At 67.4% G+C, this 25,052-nt stretch carries 23 protein-coding genes and 1 tRNA gene; 13 read left to right on the top strand and 11 right to left on the bottom strand.

Annotated features, from left to right (window positions below; genetic code table 11):
• Window positions 1–79: 79 nt before the first annotated feature.
• Complete coding sequence (gene tig / locus CCS01_RS08830) at window positions 80–1,456, bottom strand: trigger factor (RefSeq protein ID WP_104518462.1); 1,377 nt, start codon at window positions 1,454–1,456, stop codon at window positions 80–82.
• A gap of 88 nt (window positions 1,457–1,544) precedes the next feature.
• A tRNA-Leu gene (locus tag CCS01_RS08825) sits at window positions 1,545–1,629 on the bottom strand.
• A gap of 332 nt (window positions 1,630–1,961) precedes the next feature.
• Between CCS01_RS08825 and CCS01_RS08820 the strand changes: the two genes are divergently transcribed.
• Window positions 1,962–2,909 carry an IclR family transcriptional regulator gene (locus CCS01_RS08820; protein ID WP_104518461.1) on the top strand — a complete coding sequence of 316 codons (948 nt, stop codon included), beginning with the start codon at window positions 1,962–1,964 and terminating at the stop codon, window positions 2,907–2,909.
• A 6-nt stretch (window positions 2,910–2,915) separates the two neighbouring features.
• On the opposite strand, the gene CCS01_RS08815 is transcribed toward CCS01_RS08820, so the two are convergent.
• Together CCS01_RS08815 and CCS01_RS08810 are read right to left on the bottom strand one after the other, a co-directional pair.
• The gene (locus CCS01_RS08815; protein WP_158258301.1) at window positions 2,916–3,917 is read right to left on the bottom strand and encodes a GNAT family N-acetyltransferase; all 1,002 of its coding nucleotides are present in this window, start codon (window positions 3,915–3,917) and stop codon (window positions 2,916–2,918) included.
• Window positions 3,918–4,129: 212 nt separating this feature from the next.
• Window positions 4,130–5,056, bottom strand: a complete 927-nt coding sequence (locus CCS01_RS08810) for a LysR family transcriptional regulator (RefSeq protein WP_104518459.1) — start codon at window positions 5,054–5,056, stop codon at window positions 4,130–4,132.
• Window positions 5,057–5,162: 106 nt separating this feature from the next.
• Here CCS01_RS08810 and CCS01_RS08805 point away from each other — a divergent pair, with 106 nt between their 5' ends.
• The 8 genes from CCS01_RS08805 (at window position 5,163) to CCS01_RS08770 (ending at window position 13,326) form a co-directional block, all read left to right on the top strand.
• The gene (locus CCS01_RS08805; RefSeq protein WP_104518458.1) at window positions 5,163–5,912 is read left to right on the top strand and encodes an SDR family NAD(P)-dependent oxidoreductase; all 750 of its coding nucleotides are present in this window, start codon (window positions 5,163–5,165) and stop codon (window positions 5,910–5,912) included.
• A 15-nt stretch (window positions 5,913–5,927) separates the two neighbouring features.
• Window positions 5,928–6,773 carry a transketolase gene (locus CCS01_RS08800; RefSeq protein ID WP_104518457.1) on the top strand — a complete coding sequence of 282 codons (846 nt, stop codon included), beginning with the start codon at window positions 5,928–5,930 and terminating at the stop codon, window positions 6,771–6,773.
• The gene (locus tag CCS01_RS08795; protein WP_104518456.1) at window positions 6,770–7,759 is read left to right on the top strand and encodes a transketolase family protein; all 990 of its coding nucleotides are present in this window, start codon (window positions 6,770–6,772) and stop codon (window positions 7,757–7,759) included. The genes CCS01_RS08800 and CCS01_RS08795 overlap by 4 nt, the downstream gene beginning before the upstream one ends.
• On the top strand, window positions 7,759–8,637 hold the full coding sequence (locus CCS01_RS08790; RefSeq protein ID WP_104518455.1) for an NAD(P)-dependent oxidoreductase: 879 nt from the start codon (window positions 7,759–7,761) through the stop codon (window positions 8,635–8,637). Before CCS01_RS08795 ends, CCS01_RS08790 begins: the two co-directional genes overlap by 1 nt.
• Before the next feature lie 26 nt (window positions 8,638–8,663).
• On the top strand, window positions 8,664–9,680 hold the full coding sequence (locus CCS01_RS08785) for a TRAP transporter substrate-binding protein (RefSeq protein WP_104518454.1): 1,017 nt from the start codon (window positions 8,664–8,666) through the stop codon (window positions 9,678–9,680).
• Window positions 9,677–11,551 carry a TRAP transporter large permease gene (locus tag CCS01_RS08780; RefSeq protein ID WP_104518453.1) on the top strand — a complete coding sequence of 625 codons (1,875 nt, stop codon included), beginning with the start codon at window positions 9,677–9,679 and terminating at the stop codon, window positions 11,549–11,551. The genes CCS01_RS08785 and CCS01_RS08780 overlap by 4 nt, the downstream gene beginning before the upstream one ends.
• 877 nt (window positions 11,552–12,428) lie before the next feature.
• A complete protein-coding gene (locus CCS01_RS08775) occupies window positions 12,429–13,028 on the top strand; it encodes an OmpA family protein (protein ID WP_104518452.1) in 600 nt (199 codons plus the stop codon).
• Between the two features lie 40 nt (window positions 13,029–13,068).
• Window positions 13,069–13,326, top strand: a complete 258-nt coding sequence (locus CCS01_RS08770; RefSeq protein ID WP_104518451.1) for a cysteine rich repeat-containing protein — start codon at window positions 13,069–13,071, stop codon at window positions 13,324–13,326.
• Between the two features lie 212 nt (window positions 13,327–13,538).
• Here CCS01_RS08770 and CCS01_RS08765 read toward each other — a convergent pair whose 3' ends face one another.
• Both CCS01_RS08765 and CCS01_RS08760 read right to left on the bottom strand, forming a co-directional pair.
• Complete coding sequence (locus tag CCS01_RS08765) at window positions 13,539–14,456, bottom strand: AraC family transcriptional regulator (RefSeq protein ID WP_104518450.1); 918 nt, start codon at window positions 14,454–14,456, stop codon at window positions 13,539–13,541.
• Between the two features lie 166 nt (window positions 14,457–14,622).
• A complete protein-coding gene (locus CCS01_RS08760) occupies window positions 14,623–15,492 on the bottom strand; it encodes a helix-turn-helix domain-containing protein (protein ID WP_158258300.1) in 870 nt (289 codons plus the stop codon).
• Window positions 15,493–16,083: 591 nt separating this feature from the next.
• On the opposite strand from CCS01_RS08760, the gene CCS01_RS08755 reads away from it, so the two are divergent.
• Window positions 16,084–17,724: a SulP family inorganic anion transporter gene (locus tag CCS01_RS08755; RefSeq protein WP_104518448.1), complete on the top strand. Its 1,641-nt coding sequence runs from the start codon at window positions 16,084–16,086 to the stop codon at window positions 17,722–17,724.
• A gap of 534 nt (window positions 17,725–18,258) precedes the next feature.
• Here CCS01_RS08755 and CCS01_RS08750 read toward each other — a convergent pair.
• Together CCS01_RS08750 and CCS01_RS08745 are read right to left on the bottom strand one after the other, a co-directional pair.
• Window positions 18,259–19,062, bottom strand: coding sequence for a glutaminyl-peptide cyclotransferase (locus tag CCS01_RS08750; RefSeq protein ID WP_104518447.1), 804 nt, complete (start codon window positions 19,060–19,062; stop codon window positions 18,259–18,261).
• 299 nt (window positions 19,063–19,361) lie between these two features.
• Window positions 19,362–19,685, bottom strand: coding sequence for a ComEA family DNA-binding protein (locus CCS01_RS08745; RefSeq protein ID WP_104518488.1), 324 nt, complete (start codon window positions 19,683–19,685; stop codon window positions 19,362–19,364).
• A gap of 144 nt (window positions 19,686–19,829) precedes the next feature.
• Here CCS01_RS08745 and CCS01_RS08740 point away from each other — a divergent pair, with 144 nt between their 5' ends.
• From CCS01_RS08740 to CCS01_RS08730, 3 genes are all read left to right on the top strand, one after another.
• A complete protein-coding gene (locus tag CCS01_RS08740) occupies window positions 19,830–20,270 on the top strand; it encodes a hypothetical protein (protein WP_104518446.1) in 441 nt (146 codons plus the stop codon).
• 229 nt (window positions 20,271–20,499) lie between these two features.
• A complete protein-coding gene (locus CCS01_RS08735) occupies window positions 20,500–20,760 on the top strand; it encodes a type II toxin-antitoxin system Phd/YefM family antitoxin (protein ID WP_193540119.1) in 261 nt (86 codons plus the stop codon).
• Window positions 20,757–21,140: a type II toxin-antitoxin system VapC family toxin gene (locus tag CCS01_RS08730; RefSeq protein WP_104518444.1), complete on the top strand. Its 384-nt coding sequence runs from the start codon at window positions 20,757–20,759 to the stop codon at window positions 21,138–21,140. Before CCS01_RS08735 ends, CCS01_RS08730 begins: the two co-directional genes overlap by 4 nt.
• Before the next feature lie 384 nt (window positions 21,141–21,524).
• Here CCS01_RS08730 and CCS01_RS08725 read toward each other — a convergent pair whose 3' ends face one another.
• The 3 genes from CCS01_RS08725 to CCS01_RS08715 are packed head-to-tail and all read right to left on the bottom strand — an operon-like array spanning window position 21,525 to window position 24,874.
• On the bottom strand, window positions 21,525–21,803 hold the full coding sequence (locus CCS01_RS08725) for a type II toxin-antitoxin system HicB family antitoxin (protein WP_104518443.1): 279 nt from the start codon (window positions 21,801–21,803) through the stop codon (window positions 21,525–21,527).
• 18 nt (window positions 21,804–21,821) lie between these two features.
• On the bottom strand, window positions 21,822–23,135 hold the full coding sequence (locus CCS01_RS08720) for an ABC transporter ATP-binding protein (protein WP_104518442.1): 1,314 nt from the start codon (window positions 23,133–23,135) through the stop codon (window positions 21,822–21,824).
• 11 nt (window positions 23,136–23,146) lie between these two features.
• Window positions 23,147–24,874 (bottom strand): ABC transporter permease, encoded by a 1,728-nt coding sequence (locus CCS01_RS08715; protein ID WP_104518441.1) that lies wholly within the window; start codon window positions 24,872–24,874, stop codon window positions 23,147–23,149.
• Window positions 24,875–25,052: the final 178 nt, after the last annotated feature.

Raw genomic sequence — 25,052 nt, 5'->3', positions numbered from 1 at the left:
CATTCATAAATATGTGCCTGCCGCCGGAAGTCCAGCCACCCGGCCAGATGGCCAGCGGCAAATCAGCACGATGTGGCGCTTATGCCGCCGATGACTCCGTCTTCGGCGCCTCCGGCGGCTCCTGCATCAGCTCCTCCATCGTGACGGTGGCGTCGGTCACCTTCGCCAGCTCCAGGATGAAATCGACGGTCTTGTCCTCCAGCAGCGGGCCACGCACGCTGTCCGTCAGGTGCGGGTACTTGCGGTACAGCTCCATCATCTGCGATTCCTGCCCCGGGTACTGCATCGCGCGTTGGATGATGCCGCGGGTCACTTCCTGCTCGGTGACGGCGATGTTGTTCTGCCGCGCGATCTCGGCCAGCAGCAGGCCCAGGCGGATGCGGCGCTCGGCGATGGCCCGGTACTCGGCCTTGAGGGTCTCCTCATCCTTGTTCTTGTCGTCCTCGTCCTCGGTGCCGGCCTTGCGGGCCTGCTCGAACTGCCGCCAGATCTGGTCGAATTCCTGGTTCGCCAGGGAGTCCGGCACCGGGAACGAAACCATGCCGGCCAGCGCGTCCAGCAGTTCCTTCTTCAGCCGCAGGCGGGAGGCGGAATCGATCTCCTCCCGCTGGCGGGCGACAATGATTTCCTTCACCGCGTCCAGGGTACCGGCGCCGACTTTCTTGGCCAGCTCGTCGTCGATCGCCGGGATGGCCTGGCTGCTGACCTGCTTGACCGTGACGTCGAAGGTGGCGGGCTTGCCGGCCAGGTCCGCCTTGCCGTAGTTCTCGGGGAAGGTGACGTTCAGCACGCGCGCCTCGCCCGGCCGGGCGCCTTCAAGCTGCTCGGCAAAGCCCGGGATGAACCCGTCGCCGCCGAGTTCCACCTGCATGTCGGTGCCCTTGCCGCCTTCGAACGGCACGCCGTCGATCTTGCCCTCGAAGTCGATGGTAACGATCTCGCCAGTCACGGCGCCGTTGCCGCGGGCCTCCAGCGTCTCCGCGGACAGCGGTTCCAGCGTACGATTGTACTTGGCGATCTGCTGCAGCGCCTTGTCCACCGCGTCGGATGGCATCTCGGCCTTGTAGCGGGTCAGCTGGATGGTGCTGAAATCCGGCATGGTGACGTCCGGCATCAGCTCCATCTCGAGCTTGAATTCCAGGTCGGTGGCCAGCGCGATGGGGTTTTCCGTGACCATGTCGACCTTCGGCGTCCGCACCGGGCGCAGGCCACGCTCGCTCAGCACCTGCTGGGTCGCCTCGTTCACCGACTCCTGCAGCACCTCGGCCGACACGTCCTTGCCGAAGCGCTGGCGGATGATCGGCATCGGCACCTTGCCTGGCCGGAAGCCGGGGAGACGCACCGACTTGCTGATCGAGGCCAGGCGCTCGGTCCGGCGAGCGTCCAGATCGGCGACGGGGAGAACCACGGTGTAGCCACGCTTCAGCCCGTCGGAGAGCGTCTCGGTAACCTGCATTGTGCCAGCCAATCCTACCAAAAAATCCTGTTCAACCGAATGTGCGGGCCTTGCCGGCCCGTCGCCGCTGCGTGACGTCAACAGCGCCTGGTGCGGGCGAAGGGACTTGAACCCCCACGGCTTTCGCCACCAGAACCTAAATCTGGCGTGTCTACCAGTTTCACCACGCCCGCATAAGTCTGCGCGCCCCGAATCGCGTTCGCGGCGACCTGAACGCGGCGCTTTAGCGCAGGCGAGGCGGCGCGACAAGCGACGAAGGTGGGACTGGTGCCCAAACCGGCAGCACCCCCCTGCCGACGCGAGCCAGCCGCGTGCGCCGCAACCATATGCAATATAGTGCACGGTTTTGGACGGATTGCATAGCTCCTATGCAGCAAGCCCTTTGACTGCAACTTTTTGGAATGCAAATCTACCAACAAGTATTTTTGGTGCCGGTTTAAACAGTTTGGCGTATCAAACGTGTGCCACAACGCCGTGCACCACCTAAAAGTAGAGGGACCGGACAATGGGGACAGCCAAGAGCAGCACGACCACCACCAAGACCAAGCTCAAAGCCGCGCCCCCTGCCCATGATCCATTTCCTCCCGGCCGGTCCCGGGATTACAACATCGCCGCCGTCGATCGTACGCTCGACCTGCTGGAGGCGCTGTCGCGTCTCGGGCCGGCCTCGCTGGCGGCGCTGGCGGAAAACGCCGGTTGCACACGCACGGCGGCGTTTCGCTTGCTGCGTACTTTAAAGGCACGCGGCTTCACCATCCAGGACGAGGCGCGCGGCCTCTGGCGCCTGGGGGCGCGCTGGAGCGCGCTGGGTCGGGCGGCGGCGGACCAGGGCGCGCTGGCCGCGACGGCCATGCCGATCATGGCGGCGCTGGGCAAGGCGACGGGGGAGAATGTCTATCTCCGGGTACGCGACGGGATGGAAAGCGAGACGGTCGCGATCTACCAGACCGATCCGGCCATCCGCATGTACACCGAAGTGGGCAAGCGCGGCCCGCTGCACGCCGGCAGCAGCCGCCTGCTGCTGGCGTTCGCGCCGGAGCCGGTGCAGACCCAGTTGCTGGCCCAGCGGCTGAACCGCTTCACGCCCGCGACCCGGATCGACTCTACCTGGATCGCCGCGGACCTGCAGCGCATCCGCACCCGCGGCTACCTGATCACCTCGGACGAAGTCGTCGCCGGCGCCGTCGGGATCGCCGCGCCGGTGCGCGACGCCACCGGGGCGGTGGTGGCGGTGCTGCACATCAGCTCGCCGTCGATGCGGATGCGCCCGCCGCGGCCGCGGGCGGTGCTGCCGCAGGTGATGGATGCGGCGGCGAAGCTGTCGATGGAACTGGGGGCCGTCGGCAAGCCGGTGCAGGACGCGCTGTTGCAGGAGGATCCGAACAGCACGTCGAAATGGGCGATGGGCGCCAGGATGATGACCTACGCCCGGCCGCATTCGATCCTGCGCTGAGCCGCCTCAGCCGGCGCGCTTCCAGAAGACGACCGCGGCGTGCGCCGAAGCCTCGGCGCCGCTGATGGCGTCGGGGATGCGCCCGGCCTCGGTCCAGCCTTCCGCCTGAAAGAACGGCTCCTCCGGGTCGCCGGCCCGGGTTTCCAGGGTCAGAAGCGTGCGGCCGTGGGCAACGGCCGCCTGCTCCAGGCGGCGCAGGACCTGGCGGCCCAGGCCGGCGCGGCGGGCCTCGGGGTGGACCATCACCAGGCGCACGATGGCGCGGTGCCGCTGGGTCTCGGGCGTTGCCAGGTCCAGCAGGCCGGCCGCCAGCAGCACGCCATCACGCCAGCCGACCGCCAGGGCGCGGCGGCCGGCGCCGACATCGGCGGCGATCTGGTGCCAGAAGGCGCGCGCCTTGCCGGCGGCCAGAGGCGGCAGGAATTCCAGTGACGCGCTGGTTTGGACGCAGGCGACGAGGATGTCGGCCAGCCGGGCCGCGGCGGCCGTTGCCGCGGCAATATCCAACAATTCCAGGCCGTTGACCGGCTTTGCATAACCGAACTCCAAGGAATTGGAGATGTCGGCCAGCACCCGCACCGGGCCGTGGCGAAGGTAGGAACGCTTTTCGTAGAATCGGTGGGCGCGGCCGAAGCGCGTGTCGCTCCAGAGCGTGAGGCATTGCGCGCCGGCGGCGATGGCGTGGCGTTCGGCATGGTCAAGCAGGGCATGGCCGAGGCCGGCGCCGTGCAATGCGGGGTCCACGTAGACCCGGCAGATTTCCCAGGTGCCGCTGTCCAGCGGCCGGGTGGCGATCATGCCGGCGACGCGGCTGTCGGTCCCGGCGATCCAGAGGGCTCCGTCCTGCTGTGAATAATAGGTCGCAAGGGTATGAAGTTCCGGCATTTCGCCGTCCACGTCCATGCGGATGCCGGGATAGCGGGCCCAGCAGGAGGCGATCAGGGCGATGATGCCGGGGCCGTCGGTGTCACGGCCCTGGCGGATGGGCCAGTTGGATATTGCCGTCATGCCAGTCTCTCCGGTCATGGGCTTGCTGCCTCGCATGGTCCCGGCGGCCGCCCTGGCGTCATGGCGGGCACAGGCCGCCATCCACGCCTTTCCCGGAACCAGCATCGTAGGGCGTAGACGACTGCCATTCGGCGGCCATGACGATGAAGGCGCGCCGTCGCCACGTCTCAACCTGCCTGCGGTTTGCCGCAGCGCGGCTCCTGGCCACAACCCTATCCGCCGCTGCCGGCATTCCCCAGGTCCAGGCTGATCCCAAGCTCGGCCGCGAGCCACCCCGTCAGCACCAGCAGTTCCAGCCGGTAGCGCTCGGCATATGGGAACGTCAGGAAGTGGCCGACATAAGCGACATCCCGCGCTGCCGGCAGCGGCCGCATCAGACGCCCGCTCGCCAGTTCCCGCTCCGCCAACCGGGTCGATTCCAGCGCCACCCCCAGCCCGTCCGCTGCCGCGCTGATCGACAGGAAGCTGCGGTCGAAGCGCGGCCCATGCGGCTCCGGCGGCGGCAGGCCGTTGGCGGCGAACCAAGCGGGCCAGCGCACGCCCTTGTTATCGCTTTCGATCAGCGTCTCCCCCAGCAGGTCGCGCGGCGTGCGGATGCGTGCCGCGAGCGCGGGACAGCACAGCGGGGTGACGGTTTCCTCGCCCAGCGGCAGCACCACCAGGCGCGGATGCCGGCTGTGGGCGTAGCGCTCCGCCACGTCGGCGCCATAGACGATGTCGACGTCGAACTCGTCGGCGCGGAAGCGGGAGAAGTTCACGCTCGCCGCCACCCGCACCTCCAGCCCCGCGGTGTCGGCCAGCAGCCGCGGCAGCCGCGGCACCAGCCACTGCGCGGCGAAGCTCGGCGCGCAGTGCAGCCGCAACAGCATGCGGTTCTGGCCGGAAACGGCGGCAATGCCGCGGATCAGTTCCTCGAACCCAAGCTGCACGTGCCGCAGCAGCACGTCGCCCTGCGCGGTCAGGCCGACTTTCCGCCCTTCGCGGAAGAACAGCGAGGTCTGCAGCGCGTATTCCAGCGAGCGGATGGCGTGGCTGACCGCGCTCGGCGTCACGCCGATGAGGTCGGCGGCGGCGCGGAACGAACCGGTGCGCGCGGCCGCCTCGAAGGCGCGGAGTCCGGTCAATGGCAACTGCTTCATGGCAAAATCGATGAACTGAATTCATCAATAGGTGCAAATTTCGCGTTTGTCACTCATCGAAATACCGTCCAGTAGAATCCCCATCCAAAGCGTTCCGGAGGAAACCATGCTGCTGCAGGACCGCGTCGCCGTCATTTCCGGGGCTGCCAGCCCCCGCGGCATCGGCCTGGCCACCGCCCGCCTGTTCGCCACGCACGGCGCCCGTGTCGTTATCCTCGACCTGCAAGAAGCCGCAGCAAAGGACGCCGCCGCGTCCATCGGGCCGAACCATCTCGGCTTCGCCTGCGACGTCACCAGCCCCGAGGCCTGCCGCGACGCCATCGGCCGCACCCTGGCGGAGACCGGCCGGATCGACATCCTGGTCAACAACGCCGGCGTCACCCAGCCGGTGAAATTCCAGGAGATCACGCCGGCCGACTGGCAGCGCATCATCGCCGTCAACCTCGACGACGTGCTGAACCTGAGCCAGGCGGTGGTGCCGCACATGCGCCAGCGGAAGTCCGGCTCGATCGCCTGCATGTCGTCGGTGTCCGCCCAGCGCGGCGGCGGCATCTTCGGCGGGCCGCACTATTCCGCCGCCAAGGCCGGCGTCCTCGGCCTCGCCAAGGCGATGGCGCGCGAGCTTGGTGCCGATGGCATCCGGGTCAATTCCGTCTGCCCCGGCCTGATCCAGACCGACATCACCGGCGGCAAGCTGACCCCGGAGATGAAGCTGGACATCCGCAAAGGCATCCCGCTCGACCGCCTGGGCGAGGCGAACGACGTCGCCGGCGCCTTCCTGTTCCTCGCCTCGGATCTCTCGTCCTACATCACGGGCGCGGAGATCGACGTCAATGGCGGCATGCACATCCACTGACCGGAGGGGAAACCCATGGCAACCGACCGTCCGAACGCGCCGACGCTGGCCGAGCGCGCCCGCAACATCCGCCGCAACGCTCTGCGCATGGGCGAGGTCCAGGGCCAGGGCTACATCGCCCAGGCGCTCGGCATCGCAGACGTACTGGCGGTGGCGTATTTCCACGCCCTGGCCTACCGCCCGGAGGAGCCAGACTGGGAAGGCCGCGACCGCTTTCTGCTCTCCGTCGGCCACTACGCCATCGCCATGTATGCGGCGCTGATCGAGGCCGGCGTCATCCCGCGCGACGAGCTGGAAACCTACGGCATCGATGACAGCCGCCTGCCGATGTCCGGCATGGCCGCCTACACGCCGGGGATGGAGATCAGCGGCGGCTCGCTCGGCCAGGGGCTTGGCATCGCCGTCGGCATGAGCCTCGGCCTGAAGCGCAAGCGCTCCGGCGCCTTCGTCTATAATATGATGTCCGACGGCGAGCTTGGGGAAGGCGCCACCTGGGAAGCGGCGATGTCGGCGGCGCACTGGAAGCTGGACAACCTGATCTGCCTGGTCGACTTCAACAACCAGCAGGCCGACGGCCCATCCACGTCGATGCTGTGCGCCGAACCGCTGGCGCCGAAATGGGAGGCGTTCGGCTGGCACGCCCAGCGTGTCAACGGCAACGACATCGCCGCCGTGCGCGCCGCCTTCGACACCGCGCGCGGGTTGGCCGAGCCGCGTCCGCGCGTGATCATTTTCGATACCCGCATGGCCAGGGGCATCCCGTTCCTGGAAGCCCGCGAGCGCAACCACTTCCTGCGCGTCGAGCCGCAGGAATGGCAGCAGGCCCTGGCGATCCTGGACCGGGAGGAGGCAACCCAATGAGCGCCACGAAACCGCGCCTGACCACCTCGGCGATGATCGCCTCGATCGCCGGCGAGGGCCAGAAGACGAAACCCGCCCCGTTCGGCCACGCTTTGGCGGCGCTGGCGGCGCAGCGGCCCGACATCGTCGGCATGACCGCGGACCTGAGCAAATACACCGACCTGCACATCTTCGCCCAGGCGCATCCCGACCGGTTCTACCAGATGGGCATGGCCGAGCAGCTGCTGATGGGCGCCGCCGCCGGCCTGGCGCGCGAGGGGTTCACCCCGTTCGCCACCACCTATGCCGTGTTCGCCTCCCGCCGCGCCTACGACTTCATCTGCCTCGGGATCGCCGAGGAGGCCCTGAACGTCAAGATCGTCTGCGCCCTGCCCGGCCTGACCACCGGCTACGGCCCGAGCCACCAGGCCACCGAGGACCTGGCGATCTTCCGCGGCATGCCGAACCTGACCATCGTCGATCCGTGCGACGCGCTGGACATCGAGCAGGCGGTGCCGGCCATCGCCGCGCACCAGGGGCCGGTGTACATGCGGCTGCTGCGCGGCGCCGTGCCCCTGGTGCTGGACGAGTACGACTACAAGTTCGAACTCGGCAAGGCGGCGCTGCTGCGCGACGGCGCCGACGTGCTGATCGTCTCCACCGGCCTGATGACCATGCGCGCGCTGGAAACCGCGGACCTGCTGCGCCGGGACCGGATCGAGGCGGCCGTGCTGCACGTGCCGACGATCAAGCCATTGGACGAGGCCACCATCCGCGCCCAGGCGGCACGCGCCGGCCGTCCGGTCGTGGTGGCGGAAAACCACTCCGTCGTCGGCGGCCTCGGCGAGGCGGTCGCGGCCACGCTGCTGCGGAACGGCATTGCCCCCCGCTTCCGCCAGGTCGCCCTGCCGGACCAGTTCCTCGACGCCGGTGCGTTGCCGACGCTGCACGACCGCTACGGCCTCTCCGCCCCGGCGATGGCGGCGACGCTGAAAGGCTGGCTGTGATGAAGACGATCGCATTCGTCGGCCTCGGCGCCATGGGCCAACCGATGACGCGGGCGCTGCTCGCCGCCGGCTTCGCCGTGCGCGGCACCGACGTGCGGCCCGCCGCCTGCGAAGCGCTGGCAGCGGCCGGCGGCATTGCTTGCCACACCGCCGCCACGGCCGCCGAGGATGCCGACGCCCTGCTGCTGATGGTGGTCGATGCCGCCCAGGCCGAGGCCGCGCTGTTCGCCGGCGGCGCCCTGAACGCGCTGCCGCCGGAGGGTATCGTCGTGCTGATGGCCACCTGCCCGCCCGCCGCTGTCGCGGCGATCGCTGAAAAGGTGCTCGCCACCGGGCGGCGCTTCGTCGATGCCCCGGTCTCCGGCGGCGTCGCCGGCGCCACCGCGGCGAAACTCACCATCATGGCCGCCGCGCCGGACGACGTGTTCGCCGCCGTCCGCCCGGTGTTCGCCGCGCTCGGCCAGCGCATCTTCCATGTCGGCGACACGCCGGGCCAGGGTGCCGTGGTCAAGACCGTCAACCAGTTGCTCTGCGGCGCGCACATCGCCGTCGCCGCCGAGGGGCTGGCGCTGGCGGAAAAGCTCGGCGTCGATGGCCGCATGCTGCTGGAGGTGATGGGCGGCTCCTCGGCGGCCAGCTGGATGCTGGGCGACCGCGGGCCGCGCATGCTGGAAGCGGACCCCATCGTCACCAGCGCCATCGACATCTTCGTCAAGGACCTGGGCATCGTCATGCAGGCGGGCCGCGACGCCAGGGCGGCGCTGCCGATGGCGGGGCTGGCGCACCAGCTTTTCCTCGCCGCCTCCGGCCGTGGCGAGGGCGCCGCGGATGACAGCCAGGTAATTCGTAGCTATCGCAGACTCAACTTCATCGGCTGAAGCCGGACGAGACAGGGGAAACACCAATGAAGGCCACACACGTCACCCGCCGCGGCCTGCTCGCCTCGGCCGCCGCGCTGCCGCTTGTCGGCGTCCTGACGCGGCCCGGGTCCGCGGCCGAGTTCAGCTACAAGCTCGCCACCGGCCAGGACCCGACGCACCCGATCAACATCCGCGACCAGGAAGCGATCGACCGCATCCGCCAGGCGACGTCCGGCCGGCTCGAGATCAAGCTGTTCCCGGCCAACCAGCTTGGCTCCGATACCGACCTGCTGTCGCAGGTGCGCCTGGGCGGGGTCGAGATGTTCAACCTGTCCAACGCGATCCTGGCGACGCTGGTGCCGGTTGCCGGCATCCTCAGCACGGGCTTTGCCTTCCCGGACTACGACGCTGTCTGGAAAGCGGTGGACGGCGGGCTTGGCGACTACGTCCGCACGCAAATCGGCAAGGCGGGCCTGGTGCAGGTCTGCAAGCTGATGGACAACGGCTTCCGCCAGGTCACCACCTCGACGAAGCCGATTGTCACCCCGGCGGACCTGAAGGGCCTGAAGCTGCGCGTGCCGCCGGCGCCGATGCTGACGTCGCTGTTCCAGGCGCTGGGCGCCGGGCCGACGCCGATCAATTTCAGCGAGGTGTATTCGGCGCTGCAGACCAAGGTGGTGGAGGGGCAGGAAAACCCGCTCGCCATCATCGCCACCACGCGGCTGTATGAGGTGCAGAAATACTGCTCCCTCACCAGCCATGTCTGGGACGGCTACTGCCTGCTGGGCAACCGCCGCGCCTGGGCCAGGCTGCCGGCGGATGTCCGCGCCATCGTCACCCGCGAGTTCGACAAGTCGGCGATGGACCAGCGCGCCGACATCGCCAGGCTCAGCGTCAGCCTGCGCCAGACCCTGACGGCCAAGGGCCTGAAATTCAACGAGGTGGACAGGGCCGCCTTCCGCGACGCCCTGGCGAAAACCAGCTTCTACCCCGACTGGAAGGCCAAGTATGGTGCCGAGGCCTGGGGCCTGCTGGAGCAGACCTCGGGGAGGTTGGCATGAGCACCATGGCCCTTTCCGAATCAGCCCCGCGCCGCGAGAGCGCGCGCTGGGTCATCCTGGCGGACCGGGTCATCGGGCACCTGGTCGAAGTGCCGGCCGCGCTGCTGGTCGTCGCGGAACTGGTGGTGCTGTTCGCCGGCGTCCTCGCCCGCTACGTGTTCAACGCGCCGCTGATCTGGTCGGACGAACTGGCGTCGATCCTGTTCCTCTGGCTGGCGATGCTCGGCTCGGTCGTCGCGCTGCGGCGGAATGAGCACATGCGCATGACCGCGCTGGTCGTCCGCGCCAAGCCCTCGACCCGCGCCTTCCTGGACGTGCTGGCGATGGCGGTGCCGCTGGCCTTCCTGGCGCTGATGATCCTGCCCGGGCTGGAATTCGCGCAGGACGAGGGCTTCATCACCACGCCGGCGCTGGAAATCTCCGGCGCCTGGGCGGCGGCCGCCTTCCCCGTCGGCGCGACGCTGATGCTGCTGGTGGCGCTGCTGCGGCTGGCGACCGTCGGCAGCCTGCGCATGGTCGCCGCCGGCATCGGCGCGATCGTCGCCATCGGCGCGGTGTTCTATGCCGCGCAGCCGTTGCTGCACCACCTGGGCAACATCAACCTGCTGGTCTTCTTCGTCGGCCTGGTGGGCGCCATGGTGCTGGCCGGGGTGCCGATCGCCTTTGCCTTCGGTCTGGCCACCTACGGCTACCTGACGCTGACCACCACCGTGCCGGACCAGGTGCTGGTCGGGCGCATGGACGAGGGCATGTCGCAACTGATCCTGCTGGCGGTGCCGCTGTTCGTCATCCTGGGCCTGCTGATGGAGATGACCGGTATCGCCCGGGCGCTGGTGGGGTTCCTGGTCAGCCTGCTGGGGCATGTGCGCGGCGGCCTGTCCTATGTGCTGATTGGCGCAATGTACCTGGTCTCTGGCATTTCCGGTTCGAAGGCGGCCGACATGGCGGCGATCGCGCCGGTGCTGTTCCCGGAAATGAAGGAACGCGGCGCCGCGCCGGGCGAATTGCTGGCGCTGCTGGCGGCGACCGGCGCGCAGACCGAGACGATCCCGCCGTCGCTGGTGCTGATCACCATCGGCTCGGTCACCGGCGTGTCGATCGCCGCGCTGTTCACCGGCGGGTTGCTGCCGGGCCTGGTGCTCGGCCTGATGCTGTGCGGCGTGATGCGCTGGCGGCTGCGGGGCAAGCCGTCTGACGCCACCCACCGCCGAGCCTCCTGGGCGCAGATCGGCCGCACCTTCCTGGTGGCGCTGCCCGGGCTGCTGCTGCCGTTCGTCATCCGCTACGCCGTGATCAGCGGCGCGACGACGGCGACCGAGGTCTCGACCATCGGCGTGGTCTATACCGTGCTGGTCGGCCTGCTGGTCTACCGGCGGTTCGACTGGCGGCGGCTGATGCCGATGCTGGTGGAGACGGCGGCGCTGTCGGGGGCGATCCTGATCATCATCGGCGCCGCCACCGGGATGTCCTGGGCGCTGACGCAGTCGGGCTTTTCACACGCGCTGGCGACGGCGATGGCATCGATGCCGGGCGGCAAGGCCAGCTTCCTGGCGGTGTCGATCCTGGCGTTCGTGGTGCTGGGCAGCGTGCTGGAGGGCATCCCGGCGGTCGTCCTGTTCGGCCCGCTGCTGTTCCCGATCGCCCGCTCGGTGGGGATCAACGAGGTGCACTACGCGATCGTCGTGGTGCTGGCGATGGGCGTGGGGCTGTTCTCGCCGCCGTTCGGCGTCGGCTACTACTCGGCCTGCGCCGTCAGCCGGATCAAGCCGGACCTGGGGCTGAAGCCGATCATGGGGTATATGGTCGCGCTGGTGTTCGGGTTGGTGGTGATCGCCGCCGTGCCGTGGATTTCCACCGGGTTCCTGAGCTGAGGCGCCGCCCTGTCGTCACGGCCGCCACAATGGATGGAAATGGGCAAGGTCGGTGCCTCCCCGTCATGGTGGGAGCAGGCCCCATTGGCGTTAAAATAGCGTGGCGGCGGCACGATGCTTGCCATTCCGTCATGGCCCGGCTTGTCCGGGCCACCTGTCGCGGCACAGTGCTGGAATAGGTGGCCCGGACAAGCCGGGCCATGACCAGGAGGCAACAGCCAGCCCTATTTTAACGCCAATGGGGAGCAGGCCCACCATGACGGAGAAAGGCAAGGCCCGGTGCGCTGGCTCCGGTGGGTCAGTTATCCTGGCTTGGGCCCTTGGTAGCGCCGATGCGAACAGGCGGGCCATGACGATGAAGACAGGCCGTCTCTGGAATACCCGTCTCGCTTCGGCATCCGGTCGCCGCTTTGCCTGCACCCTGGCGCCCGCCATCGTGACGCGCCACCCCCGGAAGTCTTCGGCTTCCGGGGGTGCCATTTTCGCGTTGTATATGCCGAATTTGCACAGCAATGGAACGCCTGGCGAGGCATCCTGGCACGACGGGCGGCCGCTCAGCGGTTCTCCAGACAAGAAATCGGCGGATACAGGACCGGGACGTGCCAAAACTCCACCGCAACGGTGCAACGGCCTCAGCCGTCGCAGGCGTAACCATCTGGCGTGTCTGGCAGCGGATCTGCCAGGCCGGCATTGGCCGCGCCGTGGCCAGTCTGATGGGCCCCACCCGTCCGCTGTCAGTATGTAATATTACGGCAGCAGCATCCATCGCGTCCGCCGGAAGCCGCGCTCGTCCGGGTGCGGCGATGCGTCGAAGCAACCGCATCGCCGTGGCACCGGGACCGGGACGGACGGATTTCGCGGGTAAGGAAAGAATGCGATGTTGAAACGTGGCTTCGGGCTTTCCGTCCTGATCCTGTCGTTCGCGACGATTGCCGTCGCGCAGGAGCCGGTGCCGAGCGGCAAGCAGATCACACGGGCCTGTGCAGGCGACGTCGATCGGTTCTGTCCCGGCGTGGCGCCAGGCGGCGGGCGCCTCAAGGCCTGCATGAAGAAACACATGTCGCAGCTCTCGGCGTCCTGTTTCGATACGCTGATGAGCGCGCTCTCGGTCCTGTACACGCTGAAAAGCGACATGCTGTTTCCGCCGGGGGGATGGCAACTGTCCGACGCCGGCAAGGCGGCCATCGCCGGGATCGCGCGCAAACTCGCGCCGACGCAGGAGCACATGCTGTATGTGAGCGGTTTCACCGACAGCACGCCGATTGGCCCGGAACTGGCGGCGCAGGGCATTCCGTCCAATGTTGTCCTATCACAACGGAGGGCCGATGAGGTCATGCACTTCCTGATCTCGCAGGGAGTCAGGCCCAACCTCATCGCGGCGAAGGGCTTCGGCGATGCCGATCCGATCGCCTCGAATGCCACGCCCGAAGGACGCGCCGAGAACCGCCGGGTGGAGCTGTCGCTGCATCCGCTGTAGCAGCGGAATGACATGGCCGGTTGAGCAACGGAGGACACGAATGACCAAGCTGATGACGGGTATCGCCATCGCAATCCTGCTGCTGGCGAAGCCCGGTTTCGCGCAGCCGCCGGCAGCACCGAGCGGCTTGCAGATTGCCGAGGCCTGCGGCAACGACATCGATCGGCTTTGCCCGGGGGTGCCGCCGGGCCAGGGACGCATCAAGGCCTGCATGAAGGCGCATGTCTCGCAACTTTCCGCGCCATGTTTCGATACCCTGATGGCCGCCGCCGCCGCCAAGAAGGAGGCGCCGCAATAGCGTCGGCCCGGGGCACGCGCGGAAACGCGACCGCCCGCAAGTTCCGGGTTCCGGAGCATCCCGTCGCTGACCGGCCAGGATGCTTCCCGGGTTGAGCGGAAACCAGATCCGCACCGATGCCTGACCTGCGGCGGACTCGATCGGAAGGCCTGCGCGCACCAGCAAACCAGAGCGATTTCAGCGCCGCGACAACGTTTTTCAACCGGTCTGAATCAGGCCCTCATGCACGGCCGCCATACCGGAGGCCTGCCGGTCGCCGTGGCGCCGCGGTGGGAGCGGCAGGCGCCCGTTGCCTCCACCTTTCCGGCAGGTTCCTGAGTGGGCTGCCACGCGTGGCGCAGGTGTTTGCGTTGGCGCAGGCTTATGTAGCGGGCGGGGCTGATGCCCAGCAGATTCAGGCAGCAGGTCCGCAGCATCCGCTCCGACACGCCGGTGGCGCGGCAGAACTGCGGGATCGACGGCACGTGATGCGGGGAAGTGGCGATCACGTCCGCCAGTCGTACCAGGAGCCCGCAACAATGACACCCATCCGTCACACCCTGTCGCGGATCAGCGTCCGCGATCGCCGTCACGAGAGCAGCGATGACGTCGTGCTCGAGCGCTCGAACAATTTCGGGTCGTGCGAGACGCTCCGGTCCGGTTTCGGCCAGGCGTGCCGCATGGCTGTGCAAGCGCAGCAGGTCCTCCCGATCGCCCGCAGCGAGCCGCAGCACCTGACCATAGGATGGTGGTGAGAAGCTGCGGCCAATGAGCGTGCGGCCATACGAAACCAGGCAGGAGCGTGTCAGCGAGATAGCGCCCCAGACGCTGGCGGCCGCGGTTCGTTGCCAGAAGCGTTCGCCAGGGCCGCGAAGCATGATGTCGCCCCACGGCACGGAGACGCCGTCGCAGATCAATGGTGAGGCGCGGTCCATTGGAAAAATCACGAAAATCCGGTGCAGCGGCAGCGACACGCGGGCGACCCGGGACAGCGACTCCTGCCCGCGCAGCAAGCCCAACCGGGGCAGGTTTATCCAGGTGAGGCGCGAGAGGAAGTGGCCGGGTTGCAACAAAAGAAGATCGGCATCAAACGGCAGAGCCGCTTCGTAGTCCTCGGCATCGGCAAATGTCGACGAACCGCAGTTCAGCATTCGTCATCTCCGTGTCGCAAAGTGTCCAACGACACCATGGCCGTTTCAGGAGTGGCGGATTGTCCTGAAATTCACAGTCGGAAGCTGCGCTTGTCTATGCGGAAACCGAGAATTCTCCGGCTGCCGCAAGATTTTACTGGCGTGCATCCAACGGATGTCGACGGCTTTATCGCGCGAGCGTGGCTGAAGGTGATTCACCGAATGTTTCCCGGTAGGCAACGGCGAAGCGGCCGAGCTCCCAGAACCCGTACTTGGTGGCAACCTCCGTGACCGTCGTCTCGCTGCGGGAAGCCGTTTCCAGTTCGCGATAGGCCAGGCGAAGCCGGCGCAACAAGAGATAGCGCTTGGGACCGACACCGAGATATTCCTGGCAGATCTGGTGGAGGCTGCGCTGACTGACCCGCAGGCTTCGACAGACGTCGGCCAGAAAGAGCGGGCGGCCACGATTGGCCTCTTCGAGTTGACCCAGCCGTCCAATGATGGTGGCGTGGCGCCGCCGGCTTGCGCTGTCGTATCGCATGTCACCCTGGGCAAGGCATTCGAGCATGGCTTCGATCAGCGTGGTTTCCAGTGCGCGCGCGGCGGCGGGATGGGCGATGATTTCGGGCGCGCTTTCCGCAGCCCGTACCGCAGCGGCATAAAGGGATTGCAACCTTGCCAGTGACGACGGCGCTACCCTGGCGACCAGGGACGGCGTGCACGCCATGATGTCCCGGCCGACGAGCGTGGACCCAGCCTCGGCGAAATCATCCTCGGGCAATGCCATGGTAAACCAATCGCCCGGGCCGGTCGTGGTATGCCACAGCGTCCCTCCTGGAGACATCATGGAGATCTCATTGGCCAGCAATTCCGCGCCCTGATGCTTCATCGGAAAGTTGTTACTGGCGGAAAAGCCAATGCCAACGCGATCGTGCATTTCGAGGAAAAGTGAGCGCGGGAGTGTTTCGGTCGCGCAGTCCAGCCGAAGGCAGTGCAGGGCAACCGAAACCAGGCGCACGTGGAACGGCCCGCCGCTCGCGGCAAAGTACTCGCTCACGACCGGTCCGGTCACAGAACGGACTTCATCCACATCCGCGCAGTCCTGGATTTGAGCCCACGGCATTGGCATGTCGCATCTGAGGTTTGTCGATGCACTGTTGACGACCCGGCGGATAAGACATTGACAACGATCAAATTCGGAGTGGATTGGGGCAGGCCAGAATTCAAATACCAGTGATACCCCTATTTGCGGCAACTGGTTCGCCAGCGGTCCCCCTGGCCGCGCGGCCATCACGAAAAATGGGGAAAGCCGGTGCCACCCCGTCATGGCGGCCGCAGGGCCACCGTCACGGGGTGGCAGATCCCGGCTCCCAAAGCGGCGTGCCGATCCATCCGCGGTTCGCTGCCGCATGGGCCGGGCGGCAGGGGTTTGACCGACTCCCTGGTATCGACCCGGCCGAGCTTGCGCGCGCCGCGCCGCAGGACGCCGCCCCGTCCGCTGGGCCTGCTCCGGTGGCCACGCGGGGAAATTGCCCGCAGGGCCACAAAATCACACCCAACGCCGTCCGGGCTGGCCTATCCTGCGCGCCTGCAACGACCAGGCGGGAACCATCCGGTGCTGAAACAGGCGCGAAACCTCTTGAGCGGTGTGCCGCGGGATGCCATGGCCGGCCTGCTGCTCGCCGCGATCGCCATTCCTGAACAACTCGCCACCGCCCGGCTTGCCGGCATGCCGCCCGAGGCCGGCCTGTTCGCGTTCGCGGCCGGCGCCATCGGCTTCGCCGTGTTCGGCACCAACCGCTATTTGTCGGCCGGCGCCGACTCCACCATCGCGCCGATCTTCGCCAGTTCGCTGGCCCTGCTCGCTGCCCCGGGGTCCGCGGATTACGCGGGGCTGGCGACGTTGCTCTCGATCATGGTCGGGGCCGTACTGATCGGCGCCGCCTTGCTGCGCGCGGGCTGGGTGGCCGACCTGCTGTCCATCCCGGTCACCACCGGCTTCATGGCCGGCATCGCTGTCCACATTATCGTCGGCCAGATGCCCTCGGTGCTTGGCCTGCCCGACGTGCACAGCCCGATCGCGGCACAGGCCCTCCAGATCATCCAGCGCCTGCCCGACACCAACCCCTTCGCGCTGGCCATCGGCCTGTTCGTGCTGGCCGCCACGCAGGCAACCGAGCGCCGGGCGAAGCACCTGCCCGGGGCGCTGCTGGCGCTGGTCGCGGTGGCCGGCGCGACCGCCCTGCTGCACCTGGACCGGCATGGCGTCGACGTCCTGGGCACCCTGCCGGCCACCCTGCCGCATCTGGCTGTTCCGGTGGCCAGGCCGGACGACGTCCTGCGGATCGCCCCGCTGGCCCTGATCGTGGCCCTGGTCTGCATGATGCAGACCGCCGCCGTGCTGCGCGCCTTCCCGTCCCACCCGGATGGCCCGCGCCACGTTGCCCGCGACTTCGGCGGCGTCGGCGCCGGTTGCGTCATCGCCGGCCTGATTGGCGGCTTCGCGGTCAACGCCAGCCCGCCGCGCACCGCCGTGGTGGTGTCCGCGGGCGGAGGCTCGCAGTTGGTTTCGATCGTCGCCGTGATCCTGGCCGCGGCGCTGCTGCTGGGTGGAGGCGGGCTGCTGGCGTTCGTGCCACACGCGGCGCTGGGCGGGATCCTGATCGCGGTCGCAGTGCGGATTTTCCGGCTGAAGGAGATGGTGACCATTGCCCGCAGCGGCGGAGCGGAAATCTGGCTGGTCGCCGCCAGCGCCGCGCTGGTGGTGCTGCTGCCGATCGAGACCGGCATGCTCGCAAGCATCATCCTGTCGTTGCTGCTGAGTTCCTATGCCATCGCCCGCCCGCTGTGCGAGGAACTGGCCCGCGCCCCGGGCACGACGGTATGGTGGCCGCCGCACGGCGAGGCCGGGGAGCACGAACCGGGCATCCTGGTGTTCGCCGCCGCCGCGCCGCTGAATTTCACCAACGCCACGTTCATCCGCGACCAGTTGACGGCGGCGATCGAGCGTGCGCCCTCACCGGTCCGGCTGGTGGTGCTGGAGGCCAGCGGCGTGACCGGTATCGACTACACCGGCGCGACCGTGCTGCTGCAGGCGATCGGGCGGCTGCGGAGCGAAGGCATCCAGGTCGCCCTGGCTCGCCTGTCGGCCGAGCGCGCCTATGACAGCGCCGCACGGACCGGCCTGCTGGCGACGATCGGCCCGGGGCAGGTGTTTCGCTCGGTGGAGGATGCCGTGCGGTGGTTCAAGCGAGGCGGTCTGCGTTACAGCAGAACGCAGGTCGATTGAGACAGGGCGACGGCGCCCCCTCATCGTCATGGCCCGGCTCGTCCGCGCCACCTGTTCCAGCACATGTGCCGCGATAGGTGGCCCGGACGAGCCCTACGGGATGCACACATCTCGGAAACGGTCCGCCGCAGCGTTCCCCCATCGTCATGGCCCGGCTTGTCCGGGCCACCTATTCCAGCACTTGTGCCGCGACAGGTGGCCCGGACAAGCCGGGCCATGACGATGGGGGAACGCTCTTGGCGCCCAGGCAAGCACTTGATTTTACGGTCATTTCCGACTCGTTTCCAGGATGTGTGCATTGCGTAGGGACGAGCCGGGCCATGACGATGAGGACAGGGGGCCTCAGTGTCCCAACCGACCTGCGGTCTGCTGTAGCCCGGCCGGGATGGCGCCACGACAAGACGATATGGCCCACGAATGGCTGCCTGGGCAGGATACGGCACAGGTGGCGAAGAATTGGCATCTGCCGCTCTGGAACATCATCGTGTGACAGGCGGGTAGCTCTGTGAGCCGGTTAGGCTTCGCGCCGGCGACTCAGGGCAGCTTGCCGCACAGGTCCTTCGCCGCCGTGCGGGGGATGAGGGCGATCTGGAACAGGCTCGGCCAGAACTTCCCAGTAACGAACAGACGCTTGCCCTTGGCGTCGTAGGCGATTCCGTTCAGCACATCCACGTGGTGCCCGACGCCGATCCAGGCTGCCAGGTCGCTGAGATCAATCAGGCCAACGACATGACCGCTTGCCGGATCGATCCGGGCAATCACGTTGGTCTGCCAGATATTGGCGTAGATCTCGCCGTTGACCCATTCCAGTTCGTTGATGGCCTGCAGCGGACGCCCGTCGCAGGTCACGTGGATGCGGCTAGTCTCCTTCAGGCTGCCGGGATCGAGCACGCGCAGGTCGCTGGTGCCGTCGCTCATGAAAATATGCGTCCTGTCCCGTGTCAGCGCCCAGCCCTGGCCGGTGTAATGGAAGCTGGAGAGCGGCGCGAACGAGCGGGCGTCGTAGGCAAAGCCGATCTCGGACTTCCAGGTCAGCTCGATCAGCCGGTTCTTCCAGATGACGATGCCTTCGCCGAAGTAGCGCGGGTCGATGTCGCGCTCCTGCACGACCTTGCCGGTGGCCAGGACGACTTTGCGGATCGAGGAGTGCCCTTCCAGGCCAGTGCTTTCGTACAGGAAACCGTTGTGGTAGAGTAGCCCCTCGGTGAAGGCCAGCGGATCGTGCGGATAGGTTTTCTGCACGCTGACGACGTATTCGGGAACGGCGGCGCAGGCAGCGAACGCCGCCGTCAGCCCGGCGATGAGGCCAACCGCCGCCCTGAACCTCCAGGCTTGCATCGGGTGCGCGATCCTTTCTGCATGGCCGTGCACGGATGGTTCCGCACCGGCAGTGTCCTGGCCGTTACCATGCCAGAGCCCGGCGGTCACCCATTGGCGTTAAAATAGCGTGGCGGCACGATGCTTGCCATTCCGTCATGGCCCGGCTTGTCCAGGCCACCTGTCGCGGCACAGTGCTGGAATAGGTGGCCCGGACGAGCCGGGCCATGACGAAGAAGCAACAGCCAGCCCTATTTTGACGCCAATGCGGCGGTCACCACCATCGGCGCTGCAGCCGCCGCCGGATCGCGCCGGTGGCGTTAGCCTTGCCGGGCGATGATCTTGTTCTTGATGCCGTTGTACACGCCCCGCGGCAGGATCTTCCGGGTCACCAGTTCGTCCTTGCCCTTGTAGGGCCGCCCCTTGATGATCGCCTTGGCGCGGGCCGGGCCGATCCCGGGCAGCTTGTCGAGATCGTCTTCGGCGGCGGAATTGATGTCCACCAGCGCAGCCGCCGGGGCGGGCCTGGCGGCCGCCATGGAGGGTGACGGCTTGGTGGGAGTCGTCTGCGTCGTCTGCGCCGCGACCGGCAGTGCCAGCATGCAGCCCAGGGCGCCGAGCAGGCCGAGTTTGTTGATCCGCATGAGGAATAACCCTTCTGTCAGGCGATGCGGTTCCATGCGGCAGCGGGGGTGGGAGGTCGAGTCATCTTCCTGTGCGTCAGGCCGGCCTGACGCACCAGTGGAGTTCGACACTATATTTGTATCGTATCGACTTGCAGGCTTTGTATGGACGTTTCCGGCTTCCCGTACGACGACTTCACCAGCGGCCAGGGCGAGGACGTCCAGGCTCGGGACGCTGCCGTGGCGCGCCTTGCGGCGTTCCCGTATGGGTTTGGCGATCCCACCGTCTCGCCGCTCTGCCGCCTGCTGCCGTCGCATCAGCAGGCGGTGGCGGGGCGCTTCGCACCGGAACAGGACAGTGCGGATCCGGCAACATTGCCGGACCTTGCCGCCAGCTTCCTCCGGGGCAGTGGCGATGCATCCACAGCGTTGCCGCTGTCCCGGCGCGCGGCGGACGGGCTGGAACGCAGGCTTGGGCCGGATCACCCGGACACCAGGATTGTCAAAGCCAACCATGAGCAGGCACTGCGGGAGGCGGGGGAACGCCCTTCGCGCTTCAGGCGGATGCTCGGAAGACTAACCGCACGGCGTTCCCGACCCGCGTGAACAAGCCGGGCTCGGCCTGCCGGCGCTTCACCGTGAATAGCCAGAACAGGTCGAGCTTGGACCGCAGACCAGACCAATTCAGCAGCACGATGAACTGTTTCGGGCAGCGACAACCCTTCTTTTCAGTTCCACTGCAAGGGTTTGACCGCACCCCGATCTTCTTGATGGCACGTCAAGCCCTTGATCAGATTGGACCATCATGGTAGTCCAAAATATAGGAGACCTTGTCATGAATATCCCGATCAGCGACGCAAAGGCGCAACTGACCGAACTGGTGCGCCGCGCCGAAGCCGGCGAGGACATTGTGCTGACCCGGCACGGTCAGCCGGTGATGCGTCTGGTACGCGTCAGGCACATGCCCACAGCCGCTGAAAAGCGCGCGCTGTTCGCCGACATCATGCAAAGCGGACGTACCAAGATCGCAACGGCTGGCGAGGATGCGGCACGCAGCCAGGATTTCCTGTATGACGATCAGGGGCTTCCAGATTGATCGTTGTCGATACCTCCGCCTTGTTCGCCATTGCCGCCGGTGAAGCACGCGGTCCGGCCTGCGCCGAAGTCCTGGCGGCTGAAACCGACATCATGATCTCAGCCGCCACTTTGGCGGAGGCTTTGATCGTAGCGTCGCGGAAAGGTCTGACAGCAGAAATGGACCGCCTCATTTCCGGCGCGGACATGCAGGTGATACCGCTGATCGAAGCTGATTCCGTGCGCGTGGCGGATGCCTACAACCGATGGGGCAAGGGCGTTCACCCGGCTGGCCTGAACTACGGCGACTGCTTTGCCTTCGTGCTGGCGCAAACCCGCAAGTGCCCGCTGCTATACGTTGGCAACGACTTTTCGCGGACGGATGTGCAGTCGGCTCTGTGAGGGAAGGCGGCTACAGTAGACCACAGGTCGATTGGGACGCACAGGCGGCCTGTCCTCATCGTCATGGCCCGGCGTGTCCGCATCGACCTACAGCAGACCGCAGGTCGGTTGGGACGCACAGGTGGCCTGTCCTCATCGTCATGGCCCGGCTTGTCCGGGCCACCTATTCCAGCACTGTGCCGCGACAGGTGGCCCGGACAAGCCGGGCCATGACGGTGGAGGCAACAGCCAGCCCTATTTCAACGCCAATGGGGCCTTCGCCCACCATGACGTGGTGTCGATACCAACTGCCGATGCGCACCCTTCAGCATGAAATCCATCATGAGGGGCCAACCGCGAACGGCAATAGCGCGGAGAGGTTAATCGGCCGTTAACAGACCGAATTCAGCCGATACCGCTGTAGTCGGTTGGCTCCACCACAACAACGTCAAACAGCCATCCGGCATACGCCGGCTCCCCCTGTATCGCCGCCATTGCGGACGCCGCAGGAACCACACCGCCGGCGCCAGGCATCGCCTCGATCCAACCCGTAACCGCCTCCCCAGCGCCAACCACGGCCTCATCCAGCGTGTCCCCAGCCGAGAAGCAGCCGGGCAGGTCAGGCACGACAATGCCATACGCCGTCTCGCCGGTGCCGATTTCAATCGCGATCGGATAGCGCACGGGTTATCCTCCATGCCCCTACTCGATATCCTCCAAACTGAACTGCTCCGCCTCCTCATCATAGCTGAACAGCTCCGCATACCGCCCCCAGCCGATCACCGTCCGCAGCGTATCCGCCGCATAGTCCGGCGACATATGATCCTCCAGTTCCTCCCGGAACCGCAGCGCCGAGGCCCGGTGATTCCACCGCTCGTCCAGCACCTGCCGGATCATGTTCACCAGCGGCACGTGCTGGCGCAGCGTTTCGGCGAAGATCTGCTTGCGCTCGTCCGTCTCCGCCCCGACGAACCGCCGCCCCAGCTCGGTCAGGTGGATGTCGCCCTCCTCCAGCAGCGCAAAGCCCATCAGCTGCAGCATCTCGCCCAGCGGCAGCAGGTCGTCCACCTCGTACTGCAGCGACGCCGCCAGCGCCGGCAGATCGGCCCGGCCGTTGTACGGCTCCGCCGCCAGCGTCTCCATCAGGCCGGACATCACGTTGGTGCCGACGCGCGGCAGCGGCATCGCCAGCGGCGAGACCGGCGCCGCCGTCGGCGCCCGCGTCTCCACCGGCTTGCGCCGGGTCATGATGCCGTAGATGTCATCCACCACCTGCCGGAACGCCTTGTCCAGGCGGTTGCGCGGATGCGGGAACGGCACCCGCAGCTCGTGCGCCACCCGGCCGGGATTGGAGGAAAACACCAGGATGCGGTCGCACATCAGTACCGCTTCCTCGATGTTGTGCGTCACCATCAGCACCGACTTCACCGGCAGCCGCCCGTCCACCCACAAATCGATCAGGTCGGTGCGCAGCGTCTCGGCGGTCAGCACATCCAGCGCGCTGAACGGCTCGTCCATCAGCAGCAGGTCGGGATGCACCACCAGCGCCCGCGCCAGCCCGACGCGCTGGCGCATGCCGCCCGAGAGCTCCTTCGGATAGGCGTTCTCGAACCCGCCCAGGCCGATCATGTCAATCGCCGCCTCGGCGCGGCGCTCGCGCTCGGTGCGGGGCACGCCGCGGGCTTCCAGGCCGAGTTCGACATTTTCCTGCACCGTCAGCCAGGGGAACAGCGCGAAGCTCTGGAACACCATCGCCACGCCGTCGGTCGGCCCGGTCACCGGCCGCCCGCGCCACGTGACGTTGCCGGCGGTCGGCTTCAGCAGCCCCGAGACGATGCGCAGCAGGGTGGACTTGCCGGAACCGGAGCGGCCCAGCAGGGCGACGATCTCGCCCTCGCGCAGGGTCAGGTTGACGTCCTCCAGCACCACCAGATCGGCGGAGGCGTCCTTGTGGTAGGCCTGCCGGCAGCCCTTGACGTCAATCAGACAGGGACGGAGATCGACGGCGGTATCCATGCTTGAACTCCTCAGGCCAGGGTCAGGCGCCGCTGCGCGTAACCATACATCGGTCGCCAGAGCAGGCGGTTGAACAGCACGACGAAGGCCGACATCACCACCACGCCCAGCACCACCTTGGCCATGTCGCCCTTGTCGGTCGCGTCGGCAATGTAGGCGCCCAGGCCGTGCGCCTGCAGCCTGGTGTCGCCCCAGGACGCCACCTCGGCGACGATCGCGGCGTTCCACGACCCGCCCGAAGCGGTGATCGCGCCGGTGATGTAGTACGGGAAGATCCCCGGAATGATGACCTTGCGCCACCACAGCCAGCCGCCGATGCGGAAATTCGCCGCCGCCTCCTTCAGGTCGCCGGGAAACGCCGCGGCGCCGGCGACGACGTTGAACAGGATGTACCACTGCGTGCCGAGCACCATCAGCGGCGTCAGCCAGACATCCGGGCTGAGGTGGAAATACACGATCGCCAGCACGAACGGCGGGAACAGCAGGTTGGCCGGGAACGCCGCCAGGAACTGCGCCAGCGGCTGCGCCCGCCGTGCCCACACCGGCCGCAGCCCCAGCCAGACGCCGATCGGCACCCAGACCAGGCTGGCCAGGATCATCAGCACCACCACGCGCAGCAGCGTGATCAGGCCGAGCAGCACCACGTGCTCGACTTCCGTCCAGCTCACCGCCTGGGAGACGAAGCTCACCACGCGCCAGACCGCCCAGGCCAGCACCGCCAGCAGCACCGCGCCCCAGGCGGCGTCGATCAGCCACGACGGCCGGGTTTCCCGCGCGGCCCGCGGGCGGCCCGCCAGCGACAACCGCAGCCCGCCGAGGTAAGCGGCGGCGTCACCGAGCGCCTCGCCCCCCGGCTTCAGCAGCCGTGTGCGCCGGATCAGCCGCAGCACCCAGGGATCGGCGGCAGTGGCGCCGGCGGTGGTCTCGAAACGGAACTTCGACGACCAGGCAACCAGCGGGCGGAACAGCAACTGGTCATAGGCCAGGATCACCAGCAGCATCGCCAGGATCGCCCAGGCGACCGCGCCGATGTTGCGCCGCTCCAGCGCCAGCGCGACATACGAACCGATGCCGGGCAGCTTCCAGCTGTGGGCGCCGACGGTGACGGCTTCCGAGGCGACGACGAAGAACCAGCCGCCGGACATCGACATCATGGTGTTCCACACCAGGCCGGGGACGGCGAACGGCACCTCCAGCCGCCAGAAACGCTGCCAGCCGGTCAGGTGGAAGCTGACCGCGGCTTCCGACAAATCGGCCGGGACCGTCTTGAGCGACTGGTACAGGCTGAACGCCATGTTCCACGCCTGGCTGGTGAAGATCGCGAAGATCGCCGCCAGTTCCAGTCCCAGCACCCTGCCGGGGAACAGGTTCATGAAGAACACCACGGTGAACGTCAGGAACCCCAGGATCGGCACCGACTGCAGCACGTCCAGCACCGGCACCAGCACCAGCGCGGCGCGGCGGCTCTTGGCGGCGGCAGTGCCGTAGGTGAAGGTGAACAGCAGCGACGCCGCCAGCGCGGCGAACATGCGGAGCGTCGTGCGCAGCGCGTATTCCGGCAGGTGCGACGGATCGAGCGAGACCTCGATGGCCCCTGGCTGGCTGATCGGCACCAGCGTGCCCTCGGCGCCATGGCCGAACGCCACCAGGATGCCGATGACGCAGGTGAACGCGATGGCGTCCCACAGATTCGGCAGGCGCCAACCAGCGGCCAGCGAGGGGTATTTCGTGGCTGACATGTCCCTGAAAGCCGATTGTCCGCGGGAGGGTTGCGTATGCGCCCTGTTAGCCCGCCCGAACCGGGGCTGTCACCCCTGAACTGCGTGGCATTCACATGACATCCGGGGCGGTCGTGCCGGCGGTGGATCCCTGTCAGCCTCGTGGCCGCTGCCGGCATCGTGGCTTTCGGCCAGGAGA

The organism is Rhodopila globiformis (genome assembly GCF_002937115.1).
GTDB classification, from domain to species: Bacteria; Pseudomonadota; Alphaproteobacteria; order Acetobacterales; family Acetobacteraceae; genus Rhodopila; species Rhodopila globiformis.
This window is presented reverse-complemented; position numbering and strand designations above follow the sequence as displayed.

Excerpts from the sequence above, each read along its gene's own strand:
- tig (WP_104518462.1), bottom strand. The coding sequence starts at position 1,456 with ATGCAGGTTACCGAGACGCTCTCCGACGGGCTGAAGCGTGGCTACACC.
- CCS01_RS08820 (WP_104518461.1), top strand. The coding sequence starts at position 1,962 with ATGGGGACAGCCAAGAGCAGCACGACCACCACCAAGACCAAGCTCAAA.
- CCS01_RS08815 (WP_158258301.1), bottom strand. The coding sequence starts at position 3,917 with ATGACGGCAATATCCAACTGGCCCATCCGCCAGGGCCGTGACACCGAC.
- CCS01_RS08810 (WP_104518459.1), bottom strand. The coding sequence starts at position 5,056 with ATGAAGCAGTTGCCATTGACCGGACTCCGCGCCTTCGAGGCGGCCGCG.
- CCS01_RS08805 (WP_104518458.1), top strand. The coding sequence starts at position 5,163 with ATGCTGCTGCAGGACCGCGTCGCCGTCATTTCCGGGGCTGCCAGCCCC.
- CCS01_RS08800 (WP_104518457.1), top strand. The coding sequence starts at position 5,928 with ATGGCAACCGACCGTCCGAACGCGCCGACGCTGGCCGAGCGCGCCCGC.
- CCS01_RS08795 (WP_104518456.1), top strand. The coding sequence starts at position 6,770 with ATGAGCGCCACGAAACCGCGCCTGACCACCTCGGCGATGATCGCCTCG.
- CCS01_RS08790 (WP_104518455.1), top strand. The coding sequence starts at position 7,759 with ATGAAGACGATCGCATTCGTCGGCCTCGGCGCCATGGGCCAACCGATG.
- CCS01_RS08785 (WP_104518454.1), top strand. The coding sequence starts at position 8,664 with ATGAAGGCCACACACGTCACCCGCCGCGGCCTGCTCGCCTCGGCCGCC.
- CCS01_RS08780 (WP_104518453.1), top strand. The coding sequence starts at position 9,677 with ATGAGCACCATGGCCCTTTCCGAATCAGCCCCGCGCCGCGAGAGCGCG.
- CCS01_RS08775 (WP_104518452.1), top strand. The coding sequence starts at position 12,429 with ATGTTGAAACGTGGCTTCGGGCTTTCCGTCCTGATCCTGTCGTTCGCG.
- CCS01_RS08770 (WP_104518451.1), top strand. The coding sequence starts at position 13,069 with ATGACCAAGCTGATGACGGGTATCGCCATCGCAATCCTGCTGCTGGCG.
- CCS01_RS08765 (WP_104518450.1), bottom strand. The coding sequence starts at position 14,456 with ATGCTGAACTGCGGTTCGTCGACATTTGCCGATGCCGAGGACTACGAA.
- CCS01_RS08750 (WP_104518447.1), bottom strand. The coding sequence starts at position 19,062 with ATGCAAGCCTGGAGGTTCAGGGCGGCGGTTGGCCTCATCGCCGGGCTG.
- CCS01_RS08745 (WP_104518488.1), bottom strand. The coding sequence starts at position 19,685 with ATGCGGATCAACAAACTCGGCCTGCTCGGCGCCCTGGGCTGCATGCTG.
- CCS01_RS08740 (WP_104518446.1), top strand. The coding sequence starts at position 19,830 with ATGGACGTTTCCGGCTTCCCGTACGACGACTTCACCAGCGGCCAGGGC.
- CCS01_RS08735 (WP_193540119.1), top strand. The coding sequence starts at position 20,500 with ATGAATATCCCGATCAGCGACGCAAAGGCGCAACTGACCGAACTGGTG.
- CCS01_RS08720 (WP_104518442.1), bottom strand. The coding sequence starts at position 23,135 with ATGGATACCGCCGTCGATCTCCGTCCCTGTCTGATTGACGTCAAGGGC.
- CCS01_RS08715 (WP_104518441.1), bottom strand. The coding sequence starts at position 24,874 with ATGTCAGCCACGAAATACCCCTCGCTGGCCGCTGGTTGGCGCCTGCCG.